At 71.2% G+C, this 20,618-nt stretch carries 21 protein-coding genes and 2 tRNA genes; 14 read left to right on the forward strand and 9 right to left on the reverse strand.

Annotated features, from left to right (window positions below; translation table 11 throughout):
• Positions 1-41: 41 nt before the first annotated feature.
• The 7 genes from ABGB12_RS07825 to ABGB12_RS07855 all read left to right on the forward strand — a co-directional run bounded on the left by ABGB12_RS07825 (position 42) and on the right by ABGB12_RS07855 (position 7,097).
• The gene (locus tag ABGB12_RS07825; protein ID WP_347675593.1) at positions 42-617 is read left to right on the forward strand and encodes a TerD family protein; all 576 of its coding nucleotides are present in this window, start codon (positions 42-44) and stop codon (positions 615-617) included.
• Positions 618-664: 47 nt separating this feature from the next.
• On the forward strand, positions 665-1,243 hold the full coding sequence (locus ABGB12_RS07830) for a TerD family protein (RefSeq protein ID WP_347675594.1): 579 nt from the start codon (positions 665-667) through the stop codon (positions 1,241-1,243).
• Positions 1,244-1,307: 64 nt separating this feature from the next.
• On the forward strand, positions 1,308-2,405 hold the full coding sequence (locus ABGB12_RS07835; protein ID WP_347675595.1) for a DUF475 domain-containing protein: 1,098 nt from the start codon (positions 1,308-1,310) through the stop codon (positions 2,403-2,405).
• A 231-nt stretch (positions 2,406-2,636) separates the two neighbouring features.
• Positions 2,637-3,812, forward strand: coding sequence for an HpcH/HpaI aldolase/citrate lyase family protein (locus tag ABGB12_RS07840; protein ID WP_347675596.1), 1,176 nt, complete (start codon positions 2,637-2,639; stop codon positions 3,810-3,812).
• Positions 3,809-5,170, forward strand: a complete 1,362-nt coding sequence (locus ABGB12_RS07845; protein WP_347675597.1) for a phosphoribosyltransferase family protein — start codon at positions 3,809-3,811, stop codon at positions 5,168-5,170. Before ABGB12_RS07840 ends, ABGB12_RS07845 begins: the two co-directional genes overlap by 4 nt.
• Entirely contained in the window at positions 5,167-6,258 is a 1,092-nt protein-coding gene (locus ABGB12_RS07850) for a cysteine protease StiP family protein (RefSeq protein WP_347675598.1), read from the forward strand. The genes ABGB12_RS07845 and ABGB12_RS07850 overlap by 4 nt, the downstream gene beginning before the upstream one ends.
• Before the next feature lie 5 nt (positions 6,259-6,263).
• Positions 6,264-7,097 (forward strand): HAD family hydrolase, encoded by an 834-nt coding sequence (locus ABGB12_RS07855; protein WP_347676108.1) that lies wholly within the window; start codon positions 6,264-6,266, stop codon positions 7,095-7,097.
• On the opposite strand, the gene ABGB12_RS07860 is transcribed toward ABGB12_RS07855, so the two are convergent.
• Both ABGB12_RS07860 and ABGB12_RS07865 read right to left on the reverse strand, forming a co-directional pair.
• A complete protein-coding gene (locus ABGB12_RS07860; protein WP_347675599.1) occupies positions 7,094-7,585 on the reverse strand; it encodes a hypothetical protein in 492 nt (163 codons plus the stop codon). The two genes, ABGB12_RS07855 and ABGB12_RS07860, sit on opposite strands and share 4 nt — an antisense overlap.
• 411 nt (positions 7,586-7,996) lie before the next feature.
• Positions 7,997-8,069: transfer RNA gene (locus ABGB12_RS07865), tRNA-Asn, on the reverse strand.
• Between the two features lie 133 nt (positions 8,070-8,202).
• On the opposite strand from ABGB12_RS07865, the gene ABGB12_RS07870 reads away from it, so the two are divergent.
• The 5 genes from ABGB12_RS07870 to ABGB12_RS07890 all read left to right on the forward strand — a co-directional run bounded on the left by ABGB12_RS07870 (position 8,203) and on the right by ABGB12_RS07890 (position 11,989).
• The gene (locus tag ABGB12_RS07870; RefSeq protein ID WP_347675600.1) at positions 8,203-8,472 is read left to right on the forward strand and encodes a YtxH domain-containing protein; all 270 of its coding nucleotides are present in this window, start codon (positions 8,203-8,205) and stop codon (positions 8,470-8,472) included.
• Positions 8,473-8,516: 44 nt separating this feature from the next.
• Positions 8,517-9,851, forward strand: a complete 1,335-nt coding sequence (locus ABGB12_RS07875; protein ID WP_347675601.1) for a trehalase family glycosidase — start codon at positions 8,517-8,519, stop codon at positions 9,849-9,851.
• A 28-nt stretch (positions 9,852-9,879) separates the two neighbouring features.
• Positions 9,880-10,218, forward strand: a complete 339-nt coding sequence (locus ABGB12_RS07880; protein WP_347675602.1) for a GntR family transcriptional regulator — start codon at positions 9,880-9,882, stop codon at positions 10,216-10,218.
• A complete protein-coding gene (locus ABGB12_RS07885; RefSeq protein WP_347675603.1) occupies positions 10,215-11,087 on the forward strand; it encodes a DUF1648 domain-containing protein in 873 nt (290 codons plus the stop codon). The genes ABGB12_RS07880 and ABGB12_RS07885 overlap by 4 nt, the downstream gene beginning before the upstream one ends.
• Positions 11,088-11,164: 77 nt before the next feature.
• Entirely contained in the window at positions 11,165-11,989 is an 825-nt protein-coding gene (locus ABGB12_RS07890) for an SAM-dependent chlorinase/fluorinase (RefSeq protein WP_347675604.1), read from the forward strand.
• Between the two features lie 80 nt (positions 11,990-12,069).
• Here ABGB12_RS07890 and ABGB12_RS07895 read toward each other — a convergent pair whose 3' ends face one another.
• Positions 12,070-12,684: an SGNH/GDSL hydrolase family protein gene (locus ABGB12_RS07895; protein ID WP_347675605.1), complete on the reverse strand. Its 615-nt coding sequence runs from the start codon at positions 12,682-12,684 to the stop codon at positions 12,070-12,072.
• Entirely contained in the window at positions 12,681-14,045 is a 1,365-nt protein-coding gene (locus ABGB12_RS07900; protein WP_347675606.1) for an MFS transporter, read from the reverse strand. The genes ABGB12_RS07895 and ABGB12_RS07900 overlap by 4 nt, the downstream gene beginning before the upstream one ends.
• 97 nt (positions 14,046-14,142) lie before the next feature.
• Here ABGB12_RS07900 and ABGB12_RS07905 point away from each other — a divergent pair, with 97 nt between their 5' ends.
• Positions 14,143-14,760, forward strand: coding sequence for a TetR/AcrR family transcriptional regulator (locus ABGB12_RS07905; protein WP_347675607.1), 618 nt, complete (start codon positions 14,143-14,145; stop codon positions 14,758-14,760).
• Here the strand turns inward: ABGB12_RS07905 and ABGB12_RS07910 are convergent.
• From ABGB12_RS07910 to ABGB12_RS07930, 5 genes are all read right to left on the reverse strand, one after another.
• The gene (locus tag ABGB12_RS07910) at positions 14,757-16,136 is read right to left on the reverse strand and encodes a wax ester/triacylglycerol synthase family O-acyltransferase (RefSeq protein WP_347675608.1); all 1,380 of its coding nucleotides are present in this window, start codon (positions 16,134-16,136) and stop codon (positions 14,757-14,759) included. The genes ABGB12_RS07905 and ABGB12_RS07910 overlap by 4 nt on opposite strands.
• Before the next feature lie 125 nt (positions 16,137-16,261).
• Positions 16,262-17,761 (reverse strand): MFS transporter, encoded by a 1,500-nt coding sequence (locus tag ABGB12_RS07915; RefSeq protein WP_347675609.1) that lies wholly within the window; start codon positions 17,759-17,761, stop codon positions 16,262-16,264.
• A gap of 2 nt (positions 17,762-17,763) precedes the next feature.
• Positions 17,764-18,420, reverse strand: coding sequence for an LppX_LprAFG lipoprotein (locus ABGB12_RS07920; RefSeq protein ID WP_347675610.1), 657 nt, complete (start codon positions 18,418-18,420; stop codon positions 17,764-17,766).
• Positions 18,421-18,531: 111 nt separating this feature from the next.
• Positions 18,532-19,068, reverse strand: coding sequence for a hypothetical protein (locus ABGB12_RS07925; protein WP_347675611.1), 537 nt, complete (start codon positions 19,066-19,068; stop codon positions 18,532-18,534).
• Positions 19,069-19,289: 221 nt separating this feature from the next.
• Positions 19,290-19,363: transfer RNA gene (locus ABGB12_RS07930), tRNA-Ile, on the reverse strand.
• A gap of 156 nt (positions 19,364-19,519) precedes the next feature.
• Here ABGB12_RS07930 and ABGB12_RS07935 point away from each other — a divergent pair.
• Positions 19,520-20,614: a glutamate--cysteine ligase gene (locus ABGB12_RS07935; RefSeq protein ID WP_347675612.1), complete on the forward strand. Its 1,095-nt coding sequence runs from the start codon at positions 19,520-19,522 to the stop codon at positions 20,612-20,614.
• Positions 20,615-20,618: the final 4 nt, after the last annotated feature.

Raw genomic sequence — 20,618 nt, forward strand, 5'->3', positions numbered from 1 at the left:
GCGGTTCTCCAAAGGATCCCTACACATTCCTGGAGGCAAAGATGCCGGTCAGTCTGAGCAAGGGCGGCAACGTCTCGCTGAGCAAGGAGGCCCCCGGCCTGACGGCCGTGATCGTCGGCCTGGGCTGGGACGTGCGCACGACCACCGGCACGGACTTCGACCTCGATGCCTCGGCCATCGTGGTGGACGCGAGCGGCAAGGTCCTGTCCGACGGCCACTTCGTCTTCTTCAACAACCTCAAGACGCCGGACGGCGCGGTCGAGCACACCGGCGACAACCTCACCGGCGCGGGCGAGGGCGACGACGAGCAGGTCAAGGTGAACCTGGCGGGCATGCCGCCGAACGCCGAGCGCGTCGTCTTCCCCGTCTCGATCTACGACGGCACCAACCGGGGCCAGAGCTTCGGCCAGGTGCGCAACGCCTTCATCCGCGTGCTGAACGCGGCCGGCGGCACCGAGATCGCGCGTTACGACCTCACCGAGGACGCCTCCACCGAGACCGCCATGATCTTCGGCGAGCTCTACCGGCACGGCGCGGACTGGAAGTTCCGCGCGGTCGGCCAGGGGTACGCCTCCGGACTGCAGGGCATCGCACAGGACTTCGGCGTCAACGTCTGACGCGCGAGGGCGGCTCATCGGAGAACAGCGGACCGAGAAGGAGAGACATGGGCGTCAGCCTGTCCAAGGGCGGGAACGTCTCACTGAGCAAGGCAGCACCCAACCTGACCGCGGTCACCGTCGGTCTGGGCTGGGACGTGCGGGTCACCACCGGCGCGGACTTCGACCTCGACGCCTCGGCCCTGCTGCTGGGCGCCGACGGCAAGGTACTCTCTGACCAGCACTTCGTCTTCTTCAACAACCTCACCAGCCCGGACGGGACCGTCGAGCACACCGGCGACAACCTCACCGGCGAGGGGGATGGCGACGACGAGGCGATCAACGTCGATCTCGCCGGGATGGACCCCCGTGTGGACCGGGTCGTCTTCCCGGTGTCGATCTACGACGCGGTGAACCGGGGCCAGACCTTCGGCCAGGTGCGCAACGCGTTCATCCGGGTGGTGAACCGGGCCGACGGCTCGGAGCTCGCCCGTTACGACCTCACCGAGGACGCCTCCACCGAGACCGCCATGGTCTTCGGAGAGCTCTACCGCTACAACTCGGAATGGAAATTCCGGGCCATCGGTCAGGGGTACGCCTCGGGACTGCACGGAATAGCCCAGGACTTCGGGGTCAATGTCGGATGACGACCCCTGACGGCGGTCCGTCGGCGCGGCGACGCGCCGACGGACCCGAGGACATACAAAAATCATGATTTTGCGCACGTTCGGCTGGTCTTTCGCCATCACCATCCTCGGCTTGGTGGGCGCCTTCTTCTACGGGTCGACCCAGGCCCTGCTCCTGGTGGCCGTCCTGGCCATCCTGGAGATCTCGCTCTCCTTCGACAACGCCGTGGTGAACGCCAAGGTGCTGGAACGGATGAGCCCCTTCTGGCAGAAGATCTTCCTCACCGTCGGCATCGCGATCGCGGTGTTCGGCATGCGGCTGGTCTTCCCCGTGGCGATCGTGGCGATCACCGCCAAGCTCGGTCCCATCGAAGCGGTCAACCTGGCCCTCAACGACCATGAGGCCTACCAGGAGCGGATGGAATTCGCCTATCCGATGATCGCGGCGTTCGGCGGCATGTTCCTGCTGATGCTGTTCCTGGACTGGATCTTCGAGGAGCGCTCGGCGCACTGGCTGCCGTGGCTGGAGCGCCCGCTGGCCCGCATCGGCAAGCTCGACCAGCTCTCCGTGGTCATCGCCGGCAGTGTGCTGGCCGGGGCGGGCACCTGGCTGGCCGACGACGCCCACCGCACCAACGTGATGATCTCCGGTCTGCTGGGCATGGTCGTCTACCTCCTGGTCAACGGGCTGGGCGAGCTGTTCGACAAGACCGACGAGCTCGACGAGCAGGTCGAGGAGCTCACGGACGGGGCACCCAGGCGGGGTCCGAGCGGGCTGGCCGTGGCCACGGGCAAGGCGGCGTTCTTCCTCTTCCTCTACCTGGAGGTCCTGGACGCCTCGTTCTCCTTCGACGGCGTGATCGGCGCGTTCGCGATCAGCACCGACCCGGTCATCATCGCGATCGGCCTGGGCGTCGGCGCCATGTACATCCGGTCGATCACCGTCTTCCTGGTCCGCCAGGGCACCCTGGCGGAGTACCGCTTCCTGGAGCACGGCGCGCACTGGGCGATCGGCGCGCTGGCCACCTGCATGGTGATCAGCATCGGCCACCACGTGCCGGAGTGGATCACCGGCGGGCTGGGCGCGGGCCTGATCATCGCCTCCCTCGTCAGCTCGATCGTCCGCAAGAAGCCGGAGGGCGAGGAGAAGAGCCAGGAGGAGCTGGAGTCCAGCTCGGTCTGATCCGCTGTCCTCAGCGGGTTCGGACGTCTCGGGAACGTGTGCGGGGGCCCCGGCCGGGATTCGGCCGGGGCCCCGTTCTTTCCGTACTCGCCTTTTTAACCCGGTGCTAACAGAGTTTTCGGGCGGTTAATAGCGATCTGGGTAGGATTTCGGTTGTTGGCCTGCGAAGGCGGAACTGCGAGTGTGGTCCCTACGTTGTGCGGCCAGAACGAACGGGAAGGTGACTGAGCCGTGCGTCATTTCGATCACATCGACGCCGCGCGCCGCGCGGAACTGTTCCACCTCCAGCCTCGGGAGTTCGACAGGAACGACGATCCGGACATGCTGGCGGTGGCGCTCGGCGCGACCCTTTACAGCCCAGCCACCCGCCCCGCCCTCGCCTCCGACATCGTCAAATGCGCCAGGCAGGGGGCGCGCAGCATGGTCGTCTGCCTGGAGGACTCCATCTCCGACGCGGACGTGACGGCGGCCGAGGAGAACCTCGTCGCCCAGATGCGGGAACTCGACCCCGACGAGGCGCCGCTCCTGTTCGTCCGGGTCCGCGAACCCGGCCAGATCGCCGACCTGACCCGCCGGCTCGGCGCCTCCGCCGCCCTGCTCAGCGGGTTCGTCCTGCCGAAGTTCGAGGCGTCCGGCGGCAGGAGGTACCTGGACGCGCTCACCGAGGCCGCCGAGCTGAGCGGCACCAGGCTGCTGGGCATGCCGGTGATCGAGACCCGCGACGCCCTCTACCGGGAGAGCCGCAGGACCGTCCTGCAGGACATCGCGCTGCTGCTGGCCGAGCACCGGGAGCAGATCCTGGCCGTCCGGCTCGGCGGCACCGACCTGTGCTCGGCCTACGGCCTGCGCAGACCCCGAGAGCTGACGATCTACGACATCAAGCTGGTCGCCGGGCTGATCTCGGACGTGGTCAACGTCTTCGGCCGAGCCGACGAGACCGGCCACGTCGTCACCGGGCCGGTCTGGGAGTACTTCTCGGCGGGAGAGCGGATGTTCAAGCCGCAGCTGAGATCGTCGCCGTTCGACGAGCACGACGCCGGCCCGCTGCGCCGCCGGCTGCTCAACGCCGACCTCGACGGGCTGATCCGCGAAGTCACCCTGGACAAGGCCAACGGGCTGACCGGCAAGACCGTGATCCACCCCAGCCACGTGGGGGCCGTCCACGCCCTGTCGGTGGTCACGCACGAGGAGTACAGCGACGCCACCGACATCCTCGGCGTCGCGAGGGGAGGCGCCATGGCCTCCAGTTACGCCAACAAGATGAACGAGGCCAAACCGCACCGGGCCTGGGCGGAACGGCTGCTGCGCCGCGCCGAGGTGTTCGGGGTGGCCGCGCCGGACGTCGACTTCGTGGACCTGCTGGAGGCGGCCGTGGGAGCGCAGATGATGAATCCGGTGGGCCGGTGACGGCGCCCTGGCCCGGAGGCTGGGTCACGTCCAGACTGGACCTCACGCTGACCGACGGGAGCTCCCCGGTGGGGCTCACCCTGCCGCGGCTGGTCGGGCTGGCCGTCCGCCGCAACCCCCGCAGGGCGCACCTGCTGGTCTCCGCCGTCCTGGGCAAGCACGTCCCCACCGACCCTCGGCTGGTCTACGGAAGCGCGCTGCTGCTGGGCCGCCTGGTCGCCGACACGCTGCAGCCGGGACCCGCCGGGCCGGGGGAGCGGGCCGGGGCGTTCGTCGAGGCGGCGCTGCGCGGCGAGCCGGGCGCAGCGGCCGGGCTGCGGAACCTCCTGACGGCGCACAGGCGCGTGATCGGCGCCGTGGTCGTGGGGTACGCCGAGACCGCGACGGCGCTGGGGCACGGGGTCGCCGACGGCATGGGGGAGGCCGTGTACCTGCACTCCACCCGGCGGCCCGTGGCCGGGGTGACGCCCTACGGCGGCTTCGAAGAGGAGCACAGCCACGCCACGAGCCACCTGCTGCTGCCCGTGCCGGCGGGGCTGCTGGAGTACGACGGCCCGCTGGTGCTGGTGGACGACGAACTGTCGACCGGGAAGACGGTGCGCAACACGCTGCGGGCGCTGCACGCGGTGCGGCCTCGAGACCACTACGTGGTGGCGGCGTTGACGGACCTGCGCGGCGAGGCGGACAGAGCCGCGATGCGGGCCCTCGAGCAGGAATTCGACGCCCGCGTGGACGTCGTGTCGCTCGTCACCGGCAGTGTCGTCCTGCCCCCGGACGTCCTGGCCGCCGGACAGGAACTCGTCGCCCGGATCGAACGGGAGACGTCCGGGACTCCGGGCGCGATGGGACGCCCGTTGGGCGGCGTGCGGCGGGTCGCACTGGGCTGGCCGGCGGGAGTGCCCGACGGAGGCCGTCACGGCTTCCTGCCCGAACACCGGGAGCAGTTGGAGAAGGAGCTTCCGGGGATGGCCGCCCGGCTGGAGTCCGCACTGCCGGACGGAGCCCGCAGGGTGCTCGTGCTGGGCTTCGAAGAGCTCATGTACGCCCCGCTGCGCCTCGCCGAAGCCCTTGCGGACCTGCTGGAGGACACCGACGTGCGGTACTCGACGACGACGCGCTCACCCGTCCTCGCCGTCGACGACCCGGCTTACGCGATCCGCGACAGGCTGGTCTTCCCCTCGCACGACGATCCCGCCGACGGGCCGGGCGAACGCTACGCCTACAACGTCGACCAGGGTTTCGACGCGGTCGTCGTGGTGGTGGACGAAGCCGGGGACACGCCCGAACTGGAGCGAGGACTGGTGCACGAGGTGCGGAGCCTGGGAACCGAGGTGCTGGTGGCGGTGGTGCCGTCGTGAGCGCGCACCCGCTGCGAGGCCCGGGGTTCGGCAGCTACCGGCCCGAGGACGTGGCCTGGCTGCTGACCGACCTGTCGGACGTCGAACTGGAGGCGCCGACGGAGGAACGCGAGGAGGCGATCCAGTCGGGGGCCGCGCACTACGCCGAGTCTCTGCCGATCGAATACCAGCCCTCGCCCGAGTACCAGATGCTCTTCCACGCCGCGCTGGAGGAGTCGGCGGCGCGCCTCGCCCAGGCGGTGGCGGTGATCACCGAGCGGATCCTGGAGGAGCGCGGCCCGGACGCGGTGCTCGTCTCGCTGGCCCGCGCCGGGACGCCGGTCGGCGTCCTCGCCCGCCGCTGGGCGGCCCACGCCCACGGGCTGGACCTCCCCCACTACGCGGTGAGCATCGTGCGGGGACGGGGCATCGACACCGTCGCGATGGACCACCTGGCGCGCCACCACGACCCCCGGAACGTGATGTTCGTCGACGGCTGGACGGGCAAGGGCGCCATCACCCGCGAGCTGACCGAGGCCGTGGCCGCCCTGGACCGCGGGTTCTCCCCGGAACTGGCCGTGCTGGCCGACCCGGGACGGTGCGTGCGGATCTACGGGACGCGGGAGGACTTCCTCATCCCGTCCGCGTGCCTGAACTCCACGGTCTCCGGCCTGGTCAGCCGGACGGTGCTCAACCGCGACCTCATCGGCCCGGCGGACTTCCACGGCGCGAAGTTCTACAAGGACCTGGCCTACTCGGACGTCTCGAACCTCTTCCTCGACACGGTGTGCGCGTACTTCCCGTCCGTGGACCCCTCGGACCGCCCGGAGGCCGAGGAACCCGACTGGTCGGGCTGGGAGGCGGTGCGCCGCATCAGCCGGGAGTACGGGATCGGCGACGTGAACCTCGTCAAACCCGGGGTCGGGGAGACCACCAGGGTGCTGCTGCGACGCGTCCCGTGGCGGATTCTGGTCCGCTCCGACGCTCGCGACGACCTCGCGCACGTCCGCATGCTGGCCGCCGAACGGGACGTGCCCGTCGAGGAAGCGGACGGCGACCTGCCCTACGCGTGCGTGGGGCTCATCAAACCTCAAGGAGCCGGTTCTTGACCGTCGTGGCCTGCGCGGACCTGGACCGCACACTCATCTACTCCGCGAACGCCCTGGCCCTGACGGGCCCCGACGCGGAACTGCCGCGGCTGCTGTGCGTCGAGCTGTACCAGGCCCGCCCGCTGTCGTTCGTCACCTCGGCCGCCGCCACGAGCCTGGAACTGCTCGCCCGGACGGCTTCTCTCGTCCCCACCACGACCCGCACGCCCGAGCAGTACGCGCGGGTACGCCTGCCCGGGCCGCCGCCCGCCCACGCGATCTGCGCGAACGGCGGGTTCCTGCTCGTCGACGGCGAGGAGGACCCGTCCTGGTCGGCGTCCGTCCGCAAGCAGGTCGCCGACTGCGCGACCGTGCTCGACGTGTACGACCACGTGAAATCCCGCAGCGGCGACTTCACCTTGAGCGTGCGGACGGCCTCTGACCTGTTCGTCTACACGGTGGTGGAACGCGACCGCCTCCCCGACGGCTGGGTGGAGGAGCTGACGGCCTGGTGCGCCGCACGGAACTGGAAGGTCTCGCTCCAGGGACGGAAGGTCTACTTCCTGCCGGTCCCGCTCACCAAGTCCGCCGCGGCCGCGGAGGTCGCCCGCCGTACGGGCGCGTCCCACCTCCTGGCGGCCGGGGACTCCCTGCTGGACACCGAACTCCTCGAGGTCGCCGACGCGGCGATCCGCCCCGCCCACGGCGAGCTCCACGAGCAAGCCCACACCGGCACGGCCGTCACCGCGGCCCCCGGCGTCCTGGCGGGGGAGGAGATCATCTCCTGGCTCCTGGCCCGGGCCCTGTCTCCCTCTTTCATCCCGAGAACGGGATCCTGGCGGCTCCGGACCGCCGGTTAGAGCCCCACCTGCCGCCGGACCGCCTGCAGCAGCTGCTCCGCCTTGGCCCGCACCCCGGGATCCTCGGAGGGCGCTCCGTCGTCGAAGACCATCGCCCACATCAGCTCTTCGCGGGCCGGGGACGGCCGCTCGTGCGTGGGCCGCCGCCCCACGATCCGCACTCCGCCGTCCCCCAGGTCGAAGTGCCGGCTGACCACCACGGTGGACGTCACCCGTTCCTGCACCACCTCGGGCACGGATCCGGGCTCCACGAGCCGCACGTGGTGTTCGGCGTCGTCCCCCCACACGTGCAGCCAGTCGCCCTGCCAGGAGGCCCGCAGCACCCTCTCCCAGGGCACCCGCGTGAACCCGCCGGCTCCGTCGGGCACGTGCAGGGCATGCCCGGTGGTCACCACCACCGACCCCCCACGCGTGGGAGCGTGCGCGAGCACCTTCTCACCACGCTCCAACCCGAGCAGTTCACGTACAGGACGAGGCAGCCGCGACATACCACCAACCTACCCCAGGTGATCATGCCGGCTACGCCTTCTTCCATTCCCACCCGGAACCGGCTCCTCACTCACCGCAGATTGGCGGGCTTGATGAGCCGTCCTCATCCTCGGAAGCGAACAGGCCACCCTTACCGTCGGTCCAGGACGGTCGTTCTCGAGTCGGGGCACCCGCCATGGGGATCCGGGCCTCGGGTGCGCGCCCTCTCGACGACCTCGGTCGCGTGCCGGTCGATGATCACCTATGGGCTGAGACGATGGCCACACTCTTGCGTGAAGATGGTCGATCTGCCCGGTGGGGACGCGAGAGGGACCCCGGCTTCGGCGAGCGGCTCCCGAAACATCTCAGGCCCCCTGTCCCGTAAGTGGGAAAGGGGGCCTGAGCCGCGTCCATGTCAAACCTTGCGCTTGCTCCCGCGATTGGACTCGAACCAATAACCTGCCGGTTAACAGCCGGCTGCTCTGCCAATTGAGCTACGCGGGATCGCGTCTGGCGGGGGGCTTCGGTCCCTGCCAGCGCGTCTAGATTAGCGCATCTTGGCGGGTGCTCGTGCATCGTTATCGGCAGGGCGGGTACGGGGTGAAGGTGGAGACGACTGAAAGGGAGTGATCTCCGTATGAAGCAGTTGATGTTCCTCACCGGAGCCGCCGTGGGGTACGTGATGGGCTCGCGTGCCGGGCGTGAACGGTATGAGCAGATCAAGAAGACGGCCCAGGAGCTGTGGGCGCACCCGTCGGTGCAGTCGGCGGCCGAGAGCGTGCGTGAGCAGGCCTCGCTGGCGGCGAGCAGCAGTGCCCACAAGGCGGGGTCGATGGCCGGGACCGCGAAGCAGAAGGTCAATGAACGTCTGCACCGGGACCGGGAAGAGGAAGTACTGATCACCTGATCGGGAGACTGGCCAGAACACGATCGCGGGGTCACGCTACAGAGATGAGCCCGCGACTGACCGGTGATGAATCCTCGCTCTGGCGGGCGGCCATTCGGGTGCTGGACGCCAACTGGACGGGGATCGCGACGACGCCGTCGCCCGGTCTGTACCCGCACCAGTGGAGCTGGGACTCGGTGTTCGTCTGCCTGGGGCTGGCCCGGTACCGTCCGGAGCGGGCCCGGCAGGAACTCGCCGGGCTCCTGCGCGCCCAGTGGGCCGACGGGATGGTCCCGCACATCGTGTTCAACGCGGGTCTCGTCCGGCGGGGTTATTTTCCCGGACCCGAGCTGTGGCTCAGCCGCCGGCAGCCGGGCGCCCCCCGGTCGGTCGAGACCTCCGCGATCACGCAGCCTCCGCTGCACGCCTTCGCGGCGATGCGGCTGCACGCCGCCGCCTCCGACGGCGCGTGCAGCCGCGACTTCCTGCGCTGGGCCTACCCTCGGCTGGCGGCCCAGCACAGGTACCTCGCGAACGTCCGCGACGTGGGCGGTGAGGGGCTGGCCTCGATCTGCCATCCCTGGGAGTCGGGGATGGACAACAGCCCCGCCTGGGACCGGCCGCTGGCCGCGGTCCAGCCGCCCCCCACCGCCTACGCGCGGCTTCCCGTCCCGCGTTCGATCCCCGCGGGCGTCGACCACGACCGCTACTTCTGGCTCGTGACCTCCTTCCGGGAGTCGGGGTATGACGCGGGGTATCTGCGGGACGAGCACCCGTTCCTCATCGAGGACCCCTTGTTCAACGCCGTCTACCTGGCCTCCACCCACGCTCTGGCGGAGATCGCCGAGGTGGTGGGCGCCGACCCCGTCCCGCACCGGGAGGAGGCCGAGCGGCTGCACTCCGCCCTGGCCCGCCGCCTGTGGGACGACGAGCAGCGCTGTTTCCACCCGCTGGACCTCAGATCGGACAGGCTGATCAGGATCGCCACGATCGCGTCCTTCGCCCCGCTGCTGGATCCGGCGTTGTCCTCGCCGATGGCCCGCAGGCTGGCCGATCTGCTGCTGTCCGCGCGTTTCGCCGGGGCGGCGGGCTATCCGGTGCCGACCTGCGACCTGCAGGCCTCGGCCTTCGACCGGGCCGCCTACTGGCGCGGCCCCACCTGGGTCAACACCAACTGGCTGCTGTGGGCGGGATCCCTCCAGCAGGGCTTCGACACGATCGCCGACCTGCTCTACGGCGGGACGCTCCGGCTGGTCCGGCAGTCGGGGTTCCGGGAGTTCTTCGACCCCTTCGACGGTTCGGGGCGCGGCAGCCACGACTACAGCTGGACCGCCGCGCTGCTGCTGGATCTGCTGGCGGCGCGCCGGGCGGTCCCGGAGGCCTTCCCGCGCGGAGAATGACGCTAATGGTGCTAGCTTTATTAGCACCATGCTGCTGAGACTGGAAGCGGAGGACCCCCGCCCCCTGCACGAGCAGGTGGCGGCGGCGCTGCGCCGCGCCATCGCGGACGGCGGCGCCCCCGAACGGCTGCCCACGGCCCGCGACCTCGCGGCGGCCTTCGAGGTCGACCCCAACACCGTGCTGCGCGCCCTGCGCGGGCTGCGGGACGAGGGACTGCTGGAGTTCCGGCGCGGCCGCGGCATCCGGGTGGTCCCCGGGGCGGGCCGCAGGAGCGAGTTCGTCGACCGGGTGAGGGAACTGGTCCGAGACGCCGAGAAGGCGGGACACACCCGGGCGGACCTGATAGCCATGATCGAGGAGATGTGAAGAGACTTCCGCTGTGGGGCGCCCTCGTGGCGCTGGTGCTCGTGGCCCTGTCCGCCGTGTGGTGGGGCAGGCTGCCCGCCGCCATGGCCGTGCACTGGAACGCGGCGGGCGAGCCCGACGGCTCCCTGCCCAAGGCGGCGGCGCTGGCCCTCCCGCTCGTGCTCTGGGTCGTCGGGGTCGTGTTCGGACGCAGGACGCCGCCCGTCGCGGCGGCCTTCGCCGTCCTGGCGCTCCTGCTGCAGGGCCTGACCGTCTGGGCGAATCTCGACCGGGCGGACTGGCACGACGCCCGCCCCCTGGCCGTGTGGATGCCCGTCCTGCTGATCGTGCTGCCGCTGCTGGGCGGCTGGCTGGGCCTCCGGTTCACCATGGTCCGGGACGCCCCGCCCGCGCCTGCCGAGACCCTGGACCTTCCCGAAGGGGAACGGGCGGTGTGGGTCTCCCGCTACACCAGCCCGATGCTGCTCGCCTCGGGCTGCCTGGCCCTTGCCGCCGGCGCGGTCGCGCTACTGCCCGGAAGGTCGGTGGGCCCCGTCTCCCCGGTGCTGCTCGTCGTCGGGTTCCTCCTGCTGCTGTTCAGCAGTGTCCGGGTCCAGGTGAGCGAGCAGGGAGTGGCCGTCGCCTACGGCCCCTGGTCGTTCCCGGTCTGGCGCAGGCGGCTGTCGGCGATCGCCTCCGCGCGGACGGAGAAGGTGAGCCCCTTCCAGGTCGGCGGCTGGGGCCTGCGGGGGCTGCCGGGCAGGGCCACGCTGATGTTGCGCGGCGGGGAGTGCCTGGTGCTGGAGTACCCGAACGGCGGCAGGTTCGCCATCAGCGTGGACGGCGCCGCCGACGGCGCGGCCCTCATCAACACCCTGAAGAACCGCTGAACCATGGGTTCCGACGTGCTCTGACCGGGGTTGGTAGCGTTGGCCGATCACCCGGCCGCCGATGTGAGAGCCCTCCTGTGATCCTGCCCGTGTCCGCCGGCGAGCGAGCCGGTACGAGCCCGTACGTCAGCATCACCACCGACTTCGGCGCCGCCTATACCGGTATCTGCGCCGGAGTCGTCGCCCGCATCGCGCCGACCGCCCGCGTCCAGGTGCTCAGCGACGAGGTGAGCAAGTACGCGGTCGTCGAAGGCGCGCTGCTGCTGGAGCAGGCGCTCCCTCATCTGCCGGTGGGCGTCCATCTGGCGGTCGTGGATCCCGGAGTCGGCACTCTCCGGCATCCGGTGGCCGTGCGCACCGGCCGCGGGGACTTCCTCGTCGGCCCCGACAACGGGCTGCTCGTTCCGGCGGCCGAGGCCCTCGGCGGGGTGGCCGAGGCGCGGATCCTGGACAACCCCGGGTTGCGGCTGCCCGCGCTCTCCAGCACCTTCCACGGCCGGGACCTCTTCGCCCCGGCCGCCGCGCATCTGGCCAACGGCGTCCCCCTCGGCGAGTTCGGTCCGGAACTGCGGCCGAGCCCCCTGGAGATCCCGGAGCCGGTCCCGGGGGAGGGCGAGCTGAGCGTGGCCGTGCTCTACCCCGACGACTTCGGCAGCCTGATCCTCGGTGCGTTCCCGAGGGATCTGGCTGCCGTGTTCGGTCCGTTGGAGTACGGCACGGCGCTGGACGTGGCGGGCACCCGCGTGCGCTGGGCGGAGACCTTCGGCGACGTGGCGGAGGGAGAGCCCCTGCTGTTCGCCGACTCCTCGGGGCGGCTGGCACTGGGCGTCAACCTGGGGTCGGCCGCGGCCCGCTTCGGCCTGTCCGCGGGCAGAACCGTGACCTTGCGTCATGCCGGGTGAAGCTGGACTTTCTGCCGGAGCACGGCTCCCAGGATCAGATCTTCACGACCCCTGGGAGCCGCGTACCCGGGAGTTCCCGGTCAGGTCGCGCTGACCCGGCCGACGGAATGCGCCGCGAGCCTGCGGAGGCTCTCCTCGGCGACGATCGCGTGCCCCTTGGCGTTCAGATGGATCCGGTCGCCGGCGTAGATGGACGGGTCGGTCCCGGCGGGGTGCCGGCTGAAGTCGACGAACACGGCGCCCCGTAGCGCGGAGATCTCTTTCGTCAGCCGGTTGAGCTCGCGCAGCCGGGGCGCGAAGACCTCCTGGAAGCGCCGCCCGGCCAGCCCGGCGTCGACGTTGTCGAACAGGCCGAGGGTCAGGACGTCCGCGCCGACCTCGCGGAAGGAGCCGACCATGAGGTCGAGTTCGGCGGCCAGCGCGTCGGCGTCGAACTCGTCCTGGAAGGCGTCGTTGCCCCCGCAGACGACGATCGCCAGGTCGGGCAGGAAGGCCAGCGCGGGCAGCAACTGCTCCTCCCGCACCTGCCGGGCCGTCAGGTCGCGCCGTCCGAGGTTGAGGGTGCGGGTGCCGAGCTCCCGGGTGATCCGGTCGGTCCAGGACAGGTCCTCGTAGCCTTCGGCCGGTTCCCGGACGCCCGCGGCGATGCTGTCTCCGACCACTGCCAGTTTCGTCCATCGGGTCATGCCGGTCATGCGGGTGCTCCTTCTCGTGCGGCGGTGGAAACAGCGGGGACGGCCGTCCGCAGCCCGAGCCCCGCGAGGAGGGCGAGCGCGCAGACGATCGCGCAGTAGGCGTAGACGGTGGTGAACTCCTCGGCGCCGGCCCGCGGGCCGGACAGCAGCGCGGCCAGGACCGCGGTGCCGAGCGCGCCGCCGAGCTGCCGGGCGGTGGTGTTGAGTCCGGTGGCCCCGGCGAACCGGACGGGGGCGACGGACAGGGCGGCCGAGCCGGCCGTGCCGGTGGCCAGGGCGCCCATGCCGATGCCGATCAGCAGACCGCAGGGCAGCCAGAAGGCCAGGAACCGGGGCTCTTCGGGAAGCGCGCGCCAGGTCCAGACGGCGGTGCCGAGCATGACGAGCGAGCCGGTGAGGATGGCGGTGCGCGGGGCGGCCAGCCGTCCCATGAGCACCGAGGCGACGGCCGCGCTGACCGCGCCGGGGGTCATCGCCAGCCCGGCCTCCAGCTCCGAGTAGCCCCACATGCGGGTGAGGACCAGGACTCCGACGAGCATCCACGGGAAGAAGGCGGCGCCGTAGAAGAACGAGACCACGTTGGTGACGGCGAAGTCCCGGTTGCGCCACAGCGAGATCTCCATGGCGGGCACGGGGTGGCGGGCCGAGCGGGTGAGGGCCAGCGCGACGGCGGCGGCCCCGCCGAGCAGCGCGGCCAGGACGCGCGGGTCCGACCAGCCGAGGTCCGGCCCCTGGCTGACGGCCAGGGCGAGCACGCCGAGGCCGCCGCCGAGCAGGACGGTGCCCAGGACGTCGGGGAGGCGGCCTTCGCCCGGTTCGGGGGCGAGGCCTCGGGCCGTCCAGAAGAGGGCGAGGCCCAGCGGGATGTTGATGAAGAAGAGCGCCCGCCAGTCCAGGAGGTCGACCAGGACTCCGCCGACGGACGGTCCGACGGCGGCGGCGAGCGCGGCCGAGGCGCTCCACAGGCCGATCGAGCGGGCCCGCTTCTCGGGCGGGGTGCCGTGCAGCAGGACGGCCAGCGAGACGGGGACCATCGCGGCCGCGCCCGCGCCCTGGACGGTCCGCGCGGCGAGCAGCGCCGGCAGGTTCGGGGCGAGGACGCAGGCCAGGGAGGCGAGGGTGAACACGCCGATCCCGGCGCGGTAGAGCCGCCGCCGCCCGAGCAGGTCGGCGAGCCGCCCGGCGGGGGCGAGCAGGGCGGCGAACGACACGGCGTAGAGGGTGACGATCCAGGTGAGCCCGCTGATCGTGGCGCCGTCGAAGTCGCGCTGGAGGTCTGGGAAGGCCAGGTTGGTCACGGTGGCGTCGAGCATCGCCAGGAAGGTGGCTCCCGCCGCGAGCGGCAGGATGCGTGCGGTCATGCGATCTCCCAAGTAATAGTACGAACGGTCGTACGATTTCTTTTCCCGGGAGGTCTTGTCAAGTGACCGAACGAACGATCGGTCGTATTCTTTGGGCATGACCACTGACGGCAGGCTGCTGCGCGGAGAGCAGACAAGGCGGCTCATCCTCGAGCGCGCGCTGGACATCGCCTCGGCGGAGGGGCTGGAGGGCCTGTCCATCGGACGGCTGGCGGGCGATCTGTCGCTCTCCAAGAGCGGGCTCTTCGCCCATTTCGGCTCCAAGGAGGAACTCCAGCTCGCGACCGTCGAGGCCGCCCGCGAGGCCTTCGTCGAACAGGTCGTGAAGCCGGCCCGCTCCGTCGAGCCGGGCCTCGCCCGCATCGAGGCGCTGATCGGCAACTGGCTCGACTACGTCGAACGCCGGGTCTTCCCCGGCGGCTGCATCCTCTACTCCATCAGCGCCGAGTACGACGCCCGGCCCGGCAGGGTCCGCGACGCCGTCGCCGCTTCCCTCGACGCGTGGCGGGACTACCTGCGCCACACCATCCGGGAGGCCGTCTCGCTGGGCGAGCTGCGCTCCGACACCGACCCCGAGCAGCTCCTCTTCGAGCTCACGTCCTATGTCTGGCAGGCGTGCGGCACCGCCGTCCTCTACGACGACGACACGTTCTTCGGCAGAGCCCGCGAGGCCGTCGCCGTCCGGCTCCAGCGGGCTCTGCCGCGGCCCGCCTAATCCGCCGCGGGGGCCTTGAGCAGTTCGGCGATCCCCTCGCCGATCCCGGCGGTGAACACCTCGATGTCCGGCTGGCCGTCGAAGTCGGCGCTCACCCCGAAGTTCAGCCACCCGTCGTAGCTGAAGATCGCGGTGCCGACCTGGATGCCCCCGGTCAACGGCACGTAGGGGAACAGGCCGTCGATACGGCGGCCGAGCACGTACAGGGGGAAGTCCGGGCCCGGCACGTTGGTGGTGATCGTCTGGATGATCGGGTTGAGCATCCGGATCGGGATCCGGGCGCCCAGCGCCAGCAGGGCCGGGGCCACGGCCGCGTCGGTGACCCTGGTGAGCTTGGCGCCGATGACCTCCTGGCTGGTGGCCTTGAGGTCCTCGGTCTGCTCGCGGATCAGCCGGTAGCGCTCGGCGGGGTCGGCCACGCCGACCGGGAGGTTGACGAAGATGGCCGACACCCGGTTGTTGAGCGCGCCCCGCTCGTCGGCGGTCCTGACGGACACCGGGACCCCCGAGCGCACGACCATGTCGGGCTTCAGCGCGTTCCGCCCGGCGAGCTGCTCGCGGAAACCCCGCGTGACGGAGGCGAGGACCACGTCGTTGACGGTTCCCCCGTGCCTCTTGCGGATCCGCTGCGCGTCGTCCAGCGGGGCGCTGACCCACGACCACCGCCGGTGCGGCCCGATCGGCCCGTTGAGCACGCTGGCGGACCTGCGGGTGAAGCGGGACAGCTGGCGGACGACCCCGCCCGCGTAGTCGAGCAGCTGCGGGGTCCGGCCCAGAGACGAGGCCAGGTGCGGCAGCGAGGAGACCAGCCGGAGCGGCTGGAGCGTGTTGTCCACCAGGGCCTCGCCGAACAGCCGCAACGAGGACGGTCCGGGGTGGGGGACCCACTCCTCGGCGGGCTGCTCCGGCTGGGGGGCGTCGGGGTCGAGGTCGAACATCGAGGCGATGAGGTCCATGCCCGCGACTCCGTCGACCATGCAGTGGTGGACCTTGCCGATGAGGGCCCATCTGCCGCCCTCCAGGCCCTCGACCAGCCACAGTTCCCACAGCGGCTTCTTGGGGTCGAGCCGCTGGGCGATGATCCGGCCCGCGAGGTTGCGCAGCTGGTCCATGGTGCCGGGCGCCGGGACGGCGGTGTGCCGGACGTGGTACAGGATCTGGAAGTGTGGATCGTCCACCCAGACGGGGCGTCCCAGGTGGAGCGGCACGGAGCGGACCCGCTGCCGGTAGCGTTCGATGGAGGGCAGCTTGGAGGCGACGAGTCTGACGATGTCGCCGTAGCCGGGCACCGGACCTTCCAGGATGATCGCGGCCGCCACGTGCAGGGGCGTGTTCTCGTCCTCGATCAGGTAGAAGCTGGCGTCCAGTCCGCTCATTCGCTGCACGATGTTCCGTTCCTCCCCGGCCGCCGGTCCTGGGTGAAATGTAGTAAGGCAATTACGTACGGCCAGGATGAGAAGTAATCACTCGCCGTAGGACCTTGGCAACGGGGTGACGGTGTTCAGACGGCGAACTCCTTGGCCGGATGCGGCAGGTCGGACGGCGGCCTCCGCAGGCTCGCAGCCACCACCGCGCCGAGCAGGCAGAGCCCCGAGGTGATGAGGAAGATCTCGCGGTACTCGGTGTGCAGCGCCTCGCGCAGACCCGCCTGGTACACCTCGAACTCGGCCTTGAAGTTCGGATTCCCGAAGGGGAGCGGAACCGTCAACTCGGCCGTCAGCGACTGCAAACGGTGGAAACCGTAGGCCGACAGAGCAGAGATACCCAGCAACATCCCCATCATGCGGGAGACCACGACGGAAGCGGAGGCCACGCCGTGCTGCCCGGCGGGGACCAGCCGCAGGACCGCCGAGGAGACCGGCGCGATGGCCAGGCCCAGGCCGGTCCCGGCCAGCGCCAGGTCGACGTCCATGCGCGGCAGCGGACCGTAGGACGCGGCCGCGGGATCCAGCGGCCACCCGGAGACCAGCAGGTAGCCGATCGCGGCCAGCGCCATCCCGGCCACCAGTGGCCAGCGGTCGCCGTACCGGTGGGCGACGAACCCGCCCGCGACGGCGGCGAGCGCCAGCGCGACCAGGAACCGGGCCAGCAGGAACGCCCCCTCGGCGGAGGTCCGCCCCAGCAGGGTGGTGGCGATCAGCTGGACGTCCACCAGGGTGACCATCAGCGCCGCGCCGGACAGCAGGCTGACGGCCAGGACGGCGAACACCGGGCTCTTGCGCACCCCGGTCAGGTCGAGCAGCCGGGACTTCGCCCGCGCCTCCCACACCCCGAACAGGACGAGCAGCACCACCCCGCCCGCGATCATCTGCGCGCCGCCGGGCGGCAGGACGCCGTACTCCGGCTCCTCGTTGTAGGTGCCGACGACCAGCAGGCCGAGCCCGCCGGCCAGCAGCAGCCCGCCCGGGACGTCCACCCGGCCCGGAGCGGCCGGGCGGGTCGGCGGGACGGTGAAGTGGATCGCGGCCATCGCGGCCAGCACCAGCGGCACGTTCACCCAGAAGACGCCGCGCCAGCCGATCAGCGCGGCCAGCCCCGCCCCGTACAGCGGGCCCAGGACGCTGCCCAGCTCCTGGACGGCTCCGACGGCGCCCAGCACGACCGTCCGGCGCCGTTCGGACCACAGGTCGCCGGCGAGCGCCATCGTGATGGGCAGCAGCGCGCCGCCCGCGACGCCCTGGACGACCCGTCCCGCCACGAGCAGGGAGAACTGCTCGGCGGCGGCGGTGACGGCGGAGCCGAGGGCGAACGCCACCAGGCAGGCGTGCAGGACCGCCCGGCGGCCGAAGCGGTCCGACAGCTGGCCCAGCAGCGGCATCGCCGCCACGTAGCCGAGCAGGAAGCCGGTGATGACGGGGGTGATGCGCTCGGGGCGGTTGGCGGGTATGCCCAGGTCCTTCGTCATCTCGAGCAGGACGGTGACGATGACGTAGGCGTCGAGAGAGGCCAGCAGGACGATGGCCCCGCCGGCCCCGATCGCCAGGCGGCGTCGGCTGCGCACGGCTACTGCTCCGGCGCCTTGATCACGGGGTCGGCGTTGAAGTCGTCGAAGGCCAGGGTCGCCGACCCGCCTTCCAGGTCCATCCGGACCCTGGTGAGCCGCTTGTCGTCCTCGTCGATCCACACGGCGCCCTTGAGGGTGCCCGCGACCTTGACCCCCAGCCCCGCGACGGCGGTGCCGGGCAGGGTGGCGGAGATCTTGACCGCTCCGTCCTCACGGGTCTCGGCCTTGGCGTCGGTGGCCTGGGTGAGCAGCAGCGGGATGCCGCGCTCGGGGTCGAGGATCGCCGACGGGTCCAGGAGCTGGGTGACCGTCGCCCTGTCGGTCTTCTGGTAGCCGCCCATGAGGTTGTAGTAGAGGTCCGGGCCGACCAGGACGAACTTGGCCTGGACGGTGAAACCGGCCTGGGTGGCGGTGAGGTCGCCCTGGGCGTCGCCGTTCCGCAGCAGTTGGCCGTTCATCGCCTGCACCGGGATCCCCGAGGGGGTGCCCTCGGTGGTCAGCGCGAACCCGACGCTGGTGACGTCCTTCATGGCCGTGGCGGACTGCTGCAGCAACGTCTTGGCGTCGGGCAGCGGGCCGGACCCGTCCGCCGAACTGCAACCGGACATCAGGGCCACGGCGAGGACCGCCGCCAGGAGGGTGCGAAGTCGGGACATGGCGGTGAGCCTAGCCACTTGGCCCCAAGTGAGGACAGATCTCCGGTGCGGAGTTCTCGGTAGGCCCGACGGGGGACCGGCGCCCCGTTCGCATCCCTCCCGGGGATGACCTCAGGGTTCCTGGACGACGGGCCGGGCGCGCAGCCCCTCGGGGAGGCGGCGGCCGGCCCGGAAGAGCTCGATGCCCAGCAGTTCGCCCGAGCGGGCGAAGTCCAGGACCGCGGCGAGCTCGCCGTTCCGGTCGCCGACCTCGATCTGCTCCACCGCCTCCTGCGCCTGGTCGAACACCCCGGCCAACGCGATGTAGGCGCTGTCGGAGGAGAACTCGTGCAGCACCTTGATCCGCTGGAAGGGGGAGGGGAAGCCCAGGTCGGGCTCGCCCCACAGGCGCAGCCGATGGCTCTGCTCCGAGCCGGTCAGCACCCCCCAGATCACTCCCTGGACGAGCTGGAGCGCCTGGACGGAGTCCTCTCCGGCGACCTGGTACCGGCCGTCCCAGTCGCCCAGCCCCTCGATCTCGTAGGGGCAGAGCCACTCTCCGCGCCCGTCGGGATCACGGTGGGGCTGGCCGATGGAGATCACCACGTCCCGGAGCCCGTCCCCGTTCTCGTCGTGCAACTGCAGAACCCGCCGCGCGATCACGTTCACGGAGTTGATCTACCTCGTTCCCCCGGCCGGGAAACGACGGGATGCCGACCAGGACGGACGCATACCGGGAGACGACCCGGCCTCTAACCCGGCTTGGCCGGGCTTTCCACGGAGGTACGGGAGGGGGGCCTCGGTCTCCCGGGGGAGCCGACCGGAGACGACTCACGGCGATGAATATCGGGTAAGTACGCTTATACGCAGGTCGGGGCGTGGGGAGAAGGTGGGGCGGGTGGGGCTCGAACCCACGACCGGCGGATTATGAGTCCGCTGCTCTGACCGGCTGAGCTACCGCCCCTGGCCTCGTGCGGGCCTGTTCCGGCCGGAGGCCGGGACCCAACAGAAAGTGTAGAGCGTGCCGGGGGGACGGTGAACACTTCGCGGGAACGGGGTGGGACGGAGCGGGGAAGGCGAAGCCCAAGTCGGGGGAAGAGGCGGAGTTTGCGGGCTAATTATGGCGAAATCACCCAATGAACTGCTGGTCGGGGTGGAAGAGGAGTTCCATCTCGTCGACCTGGACAGCGGCCAGCTGACGCCCGCCGCCACGACCCTGCTCGACCTTCTGCCCGGCAAGAGGTACAGCGCGGAGCTCCAGGCCACGACGATCGAGGCGCACAGCGCGCCCTGGGCGAGGCTGGACGACCTGGCGGAGGACCTGACGGCCACCCGGAAGGTGCTGATCAAGACGGCCGAGGAGCGGGGCCTGGGCGTGGTGGCCACCGGCACGGTGCCGCTCGCCGCGGTCTCCGGCCACGACATCCCGCCCGTGCCCAGGTTCCAGCACATGCACGACCTCTACCGCTCCCTGGCAGGGGAGCAGCTGATCTGCGGGGTCCAGGTGCACGTGGACGTGCCCGACCGCGACCTGGCGGTGCGGGTGCTGCGGCGGCTGGCGCCCTGGCTGCCGGTCTTCCTCGCGCTCAGCGCCAGCTCGCCTTTCTGGCGGGGAGCCGACACCGGCTACTCCAGCTACCGCTCGCTGCTGTGGCAGCGCTGGCCGACCGCCGGCCCGCCCGGTTCCTTCGACAGCGCCGCCGAATACGACGCGCTGGTGGCCAGGCTCGTGGCCGACGGGACGATCATCGACCCGGGCATGGTCTACTTCGACGTCCGGCCGTCCTGCCATCTGCCGACGCTGGAGCTGCGCGTCTGCGACGCCTGCCCGAGGGTGGACGACGTCGTCCTTCTGGCCGGGTTGTTCCGCGCCCTGGTCCGGCGGGAGTGCGCGGCCGAGAGGGAGCGGGAGTTCCGGCCCGTGCGGGGGGAGCTGCTGCGCTCGGCGACGTGGCACGCCGCCAGGTTCGGGCTCGGCGGGCTGCTGGTCGATCCGGCCACGGGACGCCCCGCGCCGGCCGGCGAGGTCGTCCGGGACCTGCTGGCGGAGCTGGGGCCGTTCCTCGAGGAGGCGGGGGACCGGGACCTGGTCTCCGCTCTGGCCGCGGATCTCCTGGAACGGGGGGACTGCGCGGCCAGGCAGCGCGCCGTCCACGACCGGGGAGGCTCGCTGCGGGCGGTCGTCGCGGGGCTCGTCACCGAGACCCGGGCCTGATCGG

Source organism: Actinocorallia sp. B10E7 (assembly GCF_039871655.1).
Lineage (GTDB): Bacteria > Actinomycetota > Actinomycetes > Streptosporangiales > Streptosporangiaceae > Actinocorallia.